The organism is Treponema sp. R80B11-R83G3 (genome assembly GCF_054786115.1).
The window spans coordinates 1-450 of record NZ_BDHF01000600.1 but is presented as its reverse complement, the minus strand read 5'-3'; the positions used below and the strand labels follow the sequence as shown (position 1 = coordinate 450).

The following is a 450-nucleotide window of genomic DNA, read 5'->3' as shown; positions in this document are numbered from 1 at the left end:
CAACCGTTCTGCGGCTCATATTTAAAGCAGAGGCAATATAACCGGCACTGCCATGGAATTCCTTTTTCCCGACATTAGAAAAACTGTAAATCAGCGCAAAAACAAGAAGCCCGTTTCCAGAAAGTTTTATTCTGCTGGTCATCCAATTGTAAACAATAAAGTAATTTTCATCATTGCGTCTATTCTTTCGAACATCTGCTGTCTTTTTTGGTGAAGAACGTTGCGTGTCTTTTGCCATATAAGCCCCTTCATGCCCCGGAGGGGATTACTCCTTCGCCTTTACTGCGGCGGCTTCAATTTCCCGCGTATTTTCTGTGGTGGTGTACAACACTTCCGTAACCCGGCCGTCATGGACTTTTGCGGTAACAGAAACCGAGCCAAATTTTAATTCAGCGGCATTTACCAAAAGACGCGTAATCATCGCCTCTGCCTTGCTCTGGTTCACGATTT

The 450-nt window shown here is 44.7% G+C and carries 2 protein-coding genes; both read right to left on the bottom strand.

The features are described 5' to 3' along the window. The coding region (locus ACYVRH_RS15150) for a hypothetical protein (RefSeq protein ID WP_461257677.1) at nt 1-238 on the bottom strand (238 nt) is incomplete at its 3' end. Nucleotides 239-265: 27 nt separating this feature from the next. Further along, a partial coding sequence (locus ACYVRH_RS15145; RefSeq protein WP_461257676.1) for a hypothetical protein occupies nt 266-450 on the bottom strand: 185 nt, incomplete at its 5' end.